Genomic DNA, 5,880 nt, shown 5'->3' on the forward strand with positions numbered 1-5,880 from the left:
GGATGTTTGTACATTTGGGATTAGTGCTATATTCTATTCGAATATGTATCGTATGGCTGTGATGAGTGAATTTTATACACTAAGAAGAAAAGAATTTCAAAGTGCTATCTTAAATGATACGTATTTATTTGAAAAACCAAGTAGTGCTTTGATGCGTAATACGTATTCGGATGTAATTGCGGCATTGAATGCGAAAAATCCAATAGAAAATGTGTATACGGGCGTAAAAAAATTCTTGTGTGATAATTTTGGGATCATCTTTCATTTGAGTTCAAAAGAAAAACAATATGAGAGATATACCTATAATAAAATGGAAGCTGAAACTATGATTACCGAAGTGTATTTATTATGTTATCCAGTAAGGCTATCTCCAATTGAAGAGGAGTATAAGAAGTCAAATCTTCGTGTTTTACATCCAAATCGAAATTATACAGTAACATCTATTTTAGTCTGTTTCTTCTTTATGTGTTTTGTTGGATGGATCTGGGAAGTGAGTCTATCAATGATTAGCTATGGATGTTTTGTGAATCGCGGCGTTTTACATGGCCCGTGGATTCCTATTTATGGTTTTGGCTGTGTTTTGATTTTACTTTTATTAAAACGATTTAGAATGCGTCCCAAAGTTGAATTTAGTATGGCCGTACTTCTTTGTGGATGTATTGAATACTTTACTGGTTTCTTTTTAGAGCTTACGCATAATGGTCAAAAATGGTGGGATTATACAGGCTACTTCTTAAATCTTCATGGAAGAATTTGTGCGGAAGGCTTATTGGTGTTTGGCATTGGTGGTATGGCTTTTGTCTATGTGATTGCGCCATTAATTGATAACTGGGTTAAAGAACACTTAAATAAAAAATTATCTGCTGCATGTTTGGTTTTACTTCTTTTATTTGGTGCAGATGTTGTTTATTCGCACTTTGAACCTAATGTAGGAGAGGGTGTGACTCAATGATAAAAAAGTTAAATGGAAATCAAATCAAGATGATTGCGATCATTGCGATGTTTATGGATCATTTCGCAACTACATTTTATCCGAATTATGAAAAGTATTGGTGGCTTTTATTGATTCATTTAATTGGACGAGTGGCAGCACCTATCATGTGGTTTATGGTGGTTGAAGGCTATACACATACGCATTGTTTAAAGAAATATTTAGAAAGATTATTGATTTTTTCAATTATCGCTCACTTTGCGTATAACTTCTGTTTTGGCATTTCTTTGATTCCATTAAAGGATTCTATGCTAAATCAGACAAGTATTATATGGCCATTATTCTTGTCTGTGATTGGTTTATGGGTGGAAGATCAAGAATGGAAAGACGTAAAGAAAATAGGTTGTATTCTAATTCTTTGTTTATTGGCATTTCCAAGTGATTGGTCATGCTTTCCAGTTCTTTGTACAAACCACATTTATAAAAATCGAGGGAATTTAAAGAAACAAGTATTAGGTATGGCTTTGTATATTTCTATGTATGTAATAGTCTATTGTTTATGTATTGATGTGGTTTATGGTTTGTTGCAGTTTGGAATTATTTTAGTCTATCCAATTATGTCTTTATATGATGGAACAAGAGGAAAGAGTACTTTTATGAAATGGTTCTTCTATTGGTTCTATGTGGGACATTTAGTTTTGTGTGGATTGATTCGTGTAATGATGTAGAGGTAAAGAATGGATGAGTAAAAAAGTACGTAGAGTGCCAGTTATTCTGGATGCAGGAGAAATTAAAGATTTACCACAGGAAGATATACGAATGATTTTAAGAGGGGCAGATGCATTGATTTCAACTGGTGGAAGAAGTATGCTGGCTAAAATATTAAAGGGTTCAAAAGATAAAAAGATATTCGAGTATAAATTAAATGAATGTCCTGCTTATGGGTATTATCATGATATGAAGTTAGATGATATCAGTAAATGCATTGATTGGATGATTAAGAAAGATTATCTTAGAATTGAATATGATTATCGTCTACCTTTATTGGTATTTTCTGAAAAAGGATGGCAAATAGAAAAAGAAACATTTGCCCAAGAACTTTACCAAAGAATGTGCTTAGATGTAGAAGAAAAAAAGGCACGTGTCCTATTTGAAATGAAAGAAGTGAATAGACAAGTTGTCATGTGCGTGCTTGATAAAATAGAGAAAGATGGAACAAAGGAATTTCTACCTTACTTAGAAGCATGGAAAATGTTGGAAGTGAAAAAGGTTGCGGCAAGAATTGCAGAAGTAGAAAAGAAGATAAGTAAGCGTATATAGAGGTGTAAAATGAAAATATTAATATTTGGGATGGGTAACATTGGAAAGAGTACCGTTGGTGAGTTGTTGGCAAGAAAAATAGGTTACGATTTTATCGATATGGATACGAAAATCAAAGAGAAATATGGTACGATGCTTGGGTTTCAAGATGAATATAATGATCAATATGAACGTGATGAATTGCGAGCAGAAATGATTTCATCTTGGATCAAAGAAAATGAAAATGTAGTCATTGCCCTAAGTCCTATTGCGTATTTAGATGCATATGAAGATTTCTTTGAAGATTCAGATATTATTTGTTTCGACTTAACAGATCGAGCTGAAAATATTTTTAAACGCTTGGAATTTACGGATGATAATGATAATCTTTTGCACATCCCTCAATCGTATCTAAATAAGCATAAGGCGTATTATATGCATGAAATACAGGCGGATTTTGATTATTTCCATACTTTATATGCATCAAAAATGGATTCGATTTCGATGGATGGTAAAAGTTTAGATGAAATTGTTGAGGATATATGCAAGAAATATAAATTAGTATAAGATTGTGATATAATCAATGGGCAAGTAAAAACATACATGACAGGGGTGCAAATGCTGAGAAAAAACCTTATTACCTGATCTGGTTAATTCTAGCGTAGGGAGTCATATCGATTGATGGTGGCACTCTAGGGTGCCTTTTTTATTTGGAAAGGAGCTAGTGAATGAAGAAAAATCGTAGAATTGTCATGCCGTTGCTTGTGTTTATTCTAGTGATTGGTGGCTGGGAATTATATGTGCGTGTATTTGATATTTCACTTTATATTTTGCCAAGTCCATCAAAAATTATCAGTGCACTTATTGAGAATTTTGACATTCTAATGCAACATTCGCTTGTTACGTTGGAAGAATCAATCTTAGGATTGTTGATTAGTACTTTCTTTGCGATACTTATTTCAATTTGTATGGATCTATCGAAAACATTTAAGACAAGTATTTATCCATATTTGATTGTGACACAAACCGTTCCTATTATGGTTTTAGGTCCGTTGTTTTCAATTTGGTTTGGATTTGATTTATTGCCCAAAGTGTTGATTGTCATATTTATGTGTTTTTTTCCGATTGCGATATCCTTTACGGATGCCTTGTCACAAGTGAGTGAAAAAGAAATCAATTTATTAAAAAGTTTTGGTGCCAATCTATTTCAAATCTATAAAATTGTTAAGATTCCATCGGGTGCCATTGGCTTATTTTCAGGATTAAAGGTAGCGGCTACCTATTGTGTGGGCGGAGCTATTGTAGGTGAATGGCTTTCAAGTAGAGCAGGACTTGGTTACTATATGCTTCGTGTAAAAAACGGATATATGTTAGATAAAGTCTTTGCGTGTGTATTGATGATTATATTTTGGAGCATTCTATTGAATTTAGGAGTGACTCTATTGGAAAAAATATTATTTCCACATTTACGAAAAGGAGAAAGAAAATGAAAATTTTAAAGGCTATGTGTGCAGCTGCTGTTGCGTTAAGTTTAGTTGGCTGTGCTCAAACATCAAATTCTGATAAAGAATTGACAAAGGTTACATTGATGTTGGATTATACGCCAAACACAAACCACACTGGTTTCTATGTAGCTAAAAACAAAGGATATTATAAAGAGGCTGGTTTAGATGTAGATATTATTGAACCAGGTGATAATGCGACAACTTCAATGGTTGCGGCAGGAAAAGCTGATTTTGGAGTTTCTTACCAGGAAGATGTTACGTATGCTCTAACGAGTGAAGATCCACTTCCAATTAAAACAATTGCGACAATTATCCAGCACAATACTTCAGGATTTGTTTCTTTAAAGAGCGCAAACATCAATTCTGTAAAGGATTTTGAAGGAAAAACATATGCAGGATGGGGAGCACCAAGTGAAGAAGCCGTCATTAAAGCGGTTATGAACGAAGCGGGTGCTGATTTTAGTAAGTTAAACATCGTAGGATCTGATGGGTCTGGTATTGCAGGACTTAGTGATGAAGTTAGTAAAAATAAAGTGAACCTTGGATGGGAATTCTATGGTTGGGCAATTATCAAAGCGTTACAAGATGGATATGATTTAAACTATATGCCATTAGCGGATTTAGATAATCGTTTGGATTACTATACTCCGGTTATTATCACCAACAAAAAGATGATTAAAAAGAATTCAGATACAGTTAAAAAATTTATGGAAGCTACTAAAAAAGGATATGAATATGCGATTGATCATCCAAGTAAAGCAGCTGAAATCTTACATGAGGATGCATTGTCAGATACAGATTTGAAATTCCTTAAAGAAAGTCAAAAATATTTAAGTAGTCAATATGCCAAAGATGCAGATTCATGGGGTGTTATGAAAGATTCTGTATGGGATAATTATACAGATTTTATGTATGAAACAGGATTGATCAGTCAAAAGATTGATGCGAAAGACCAATATACTAACGAGTTTGTGAAATAATGAAGCTATATGTTGAAAAGCTAAATCTTGAATTTTCAGGAAAAGAAATATTAAACGATATTTCTTTTTCTATTCAAGAAGGTGAATTTGTTTCCATTCTAGGGCCAAGTGGATGTGGTAAATCCACCATTCTGAATGTATTGGCAGGATTAATTGAAGATTATTCTGGCTCTGTATTTGTGGATGATGAACCAATTACAGGTATTAGTAGTCATTTTGCGTATATGCCACAAAGTGATTTATTACTTGAATGGAGAACGATTTTAGATAATGTTTGTTTGTATGGCGAAATCAATCATGATAAATCAATCAGACAACGAGCTTTAAAAGAATTTGAAACATTTGGTCTTTCTGGTTATGAAAACGCATATCCATCGAGTCTTTCAGGAGGAATGCGCCAAAGAGCTGCCTTTTTGAGAACTTCTTTGTGTAAAGCGGATATTCTTTTATTAGATGAACCATTTGGAGCGTTGGACGTTATTACTCGAAATGATATGCAAGATTGGTTGTTACAATTAAGAAAGAATTATAATCGTACTACTTTATTAGTTACACATGATATTGATGAAGCTTTATATTTATCGGATCGTATTTTGATTTTATCGAATAAGCCAAGTCATATCTTGCAGGAAATAGACTTATCTAAAGAAAAGAAATCGAGGGATTGGTTATTTTCACAAAGTGATTTGAAGAAACAAGTTTATGAATTGTTGAAGGGTGAAAATCATGCATGATGCACATTATCATTATTCAAAAGAAATAAATGCGCTGCAGAATGAATATGGAATTTCTGGTATTTGTAACGTCGCAAATGAAATAGAATTTGAACTTGTCCATCAAAAGCAGTTGTTCTATTCTTGTGGAGTACATCCTTGGAATGCAAGTTTAGATACATTTGAATCCATGCTTCCTTTGTTAAAAAAGGCACCTATCATTGGCGAAATCGGCATGGATAGTGTATGGTGTGATTTGGATTTAAATATTCAAAAAGAAGTGTTTGAAAAACAGCTTCAGCTTGCACATGCTTTAAATAAACCAGTCATTCTTCATACGAAGGGTCAGGAAAAAACAATACTTGAATTGATTCGTAAATATCCAAATACATATGTTGTACATTGGTATGGATGTATGGATTATGTCAAAGAATATGATGAAGTGGTATCTT

The 5,880-nt window shown here is 33.3% G+C and carries 8 protein-coding genes and 1 riboswitch; all 8 genes read left to right on the forward strand.

The window, feature by feature from the left end; genetic code table 11:
* A partial coding sequence (locus ACZQCL_RS05575) for a putative ABC transporter permease (RefSeq protein ID WP_482482130.1) occupies positions 1–952 on the forward strand: 952 nt, incomplete at its 5' end.
* The gene (locus ACZQCL_RS05580) at positions 949–1,659 is read left to right on the forward strand and encodes a TraX family protein (protein ID WP_418583859.1); all 711 of its coding nucleotides are present in this window, start codon (positions 949–951) and stop codon (positions 1,657–1,659) included. The genes ACZQCL_RS05575 and ACZQCL_RS05580, both read left to right, overlap by 4 nt.
* Positions 1,660–1,672: 13 nt before the next feature.
* Entirely contained in the window at positions 1,673–2,251 is a 579-nt protein-coding gene (locus ACZQCL_RS05585; RefSeq protein WP_482482131.1) for an RQC-minor-1 family DNA-binding protein, read from the forward strand.
* Positions 2,252–2,260: 9 nt separating this feature from the next.
* Positions 2,261–2,797, forward strand: a complete 537-nt coding sequence (locus ACZQCL_RS05590; protein ID WP_331866606.1) for a shikimate kinase — start codon at positions 2,261–2,263, stop codon at positions 2,795–2,797.
* 31 nt (positions 2,798–2,828) lie between these two features.
* Positions 2,829–2,915, forward strand: a riboswitch (TPP riboswitch).
* Positions 2,916–2,958: 43 nt separating this feature from the next.
* Positions 2,959–3,720, forward strand: coding sequence for an ABC transporter permease (locus tag ACZQCL_RS05595; RefSeq protein ID WP_288522766.1), 762 nt, complete (start codon positions 2,959–2,961; stop codon positions 3,718–3,720).
* Positions 3,717–4,715 (forward strand): ABC transporter substrate-binding protein, encoded by a 999-nt coding sequence (locus tag ACZQCL_RS05600; protein WP_482482134.1) that lies wholly within the window; start codon positions 3,717–3,719, stop codon positions 4,713–4,715. The genes ACZQCL_RS05595 and ACZQCL_RS05600 overlap by 4 nt, the downstream gene beginning before the upstream one ends.
* Positions 4,715–5,449, forward strand: a complete 735-nt coding sequence (locus tag ACZQCL_RS05605) for an ABC transporter ATP-binding protein (RefSeq protein WP_154555951.1) — start codon at positions 4,715–4,717, stop codon at positions 5,447–5,449. Before ACZQCL_RS05600 ends, ACZQCL_RS05605 begins: the two co-directional genes overlap by 1 nt.
* Positions 5,442–5,880 (forward strand): TatD family hydrolase (locus ACZQCL_RS05610; protein WP_482482136.1); only part of this gene is annotated, 439 nt, incomplete at its 3' end. The genes ACZQCL_RS05605 and ACZQCL_RS05610, both read left to right, overlap by 8 nt.

This window comes from Holdemanella sp., assembly GCF_056804935.1.

What these genes read in the sequence shown, in the direction of transcription:
- ACZQCL_RS05580 (WP_418583859.1), top strand. Translation starts at nt 949, where the DNA reads ATGATAAAAAAGTTAAATGGAAATCAAATCAAGATGATTGCGATCATT.
- ACZQCL_RS05595 (WP_288522766.1), top strand. Translation starts at nt 2,959, where the DNA reads ATGAAGAAAAATCGTAGAATTGTCATGCCGTTGCTTGTGTTTATTCTA.
- ACZQCL_RS05600 (WP_482482134.1), top strand. Translation starts at nt 3,717, where the DNA reads ATGAAAATTTTAAAGGCTATGTGTGCAGCTGCTGTTGCGTTAAGTTTA.
- ACZQCL_RS05590 (WP_331866606.1), top strand. Translation starts at nt 2,261, where the DNA reads ATGAAAATATTAATATTTGGGATGGGTAACATTGGAAAGAGTACCGTT.
- ACZQCL_RS05605 (WP_154555951.1), top strand. Translation starts at nt 4,715, where the DNA reads ATGAAGCTATATGTTGAAAAGCTAAATCTTGAATTTTCAGGAAAAGAA.
- ACZQCL_RS05585 (WP_482482131.1), top strand. Translation starts at nt 1,673, where the DNA reads ATGAGTAAAAAAGTACGTAGAGTGCCAGTTATTCTGGATGCAGGAGAA.